Consider the following 674-nt stretch of genomic DNA (forward strand, 5'->3'; position numbering starts at 1 on the left):
TCTTCAGCTATAAATGTCACTTATGTCTTAACGCCAAAATCAGCATCAGGCTGTTCAGGTACGCCATATAATTTGGTTGTTGCAGTAAATCCTACACCAGCTCCTCCAACAATAGGTACGATAACCCATCTAAATTGTACAACAAGTACAGGGAGCGTAGTTTTAGAAAATTTACCGGGTGGCAGCTGGACAATAGCAAGCACACCTTCTACAGTTCTTACATCTGGCTCCGGAACAACTACAACTATCTCTGGCTTATCAGCCGGTATTTATACTTTCACCGTAACTAATTCCAATGGGTGCCCTTCTGGATTTAGTAGTACTGTTACTATTTTCGATAATTTTAATACGTGGAACGGGAGCAGCTGGAGCAGAGGAGTACCTCCTAATGCTTCTATGAATGTTATAATAGATGCAGTAACACCAGACTCTCCTTTTGCGGCAGATTTAACAGCTTGTGCTTTGACAATTAATACCGGTGTAGTTGCGACAGTACCATCCGGAAGAACATTAACGATTACCAATGAAGTAACAGTTAATGGGTCCTTAACATTTGAGAACAATGCCAGCCTTGTTCAGATTAATAATGCTTCAGTTAACTCTGGATCAATCATCTACAAGCGATCTTCTCAGCCGATGAAGCGTTACGATTTTACGTATTGGTCCTCGCCGGT

The 674-nt window shown here is 41.5% G+C and carries 1 protein-coding gene; it reads left to right on the top strand.

From position 1 onward, the window contains the following. Nucleotides 1–674 (top strand): PKD-like domain-containing protein (locus tag GXM17_RS21450; protein WP_341872917.1); only part of this gene is annotated, 674 nt, incomplete at both ends.

The sequence above is a fragment of the Flavobacterium fluviatile genome (genome assembly GCF_010645065.1).
Lineage (GTDB): Bacteria > Bacteroidota > Bacteroidia > Flavobacteriales > Flavobacteriaceae > Flavobacterium > Flavobacterium fluviatile.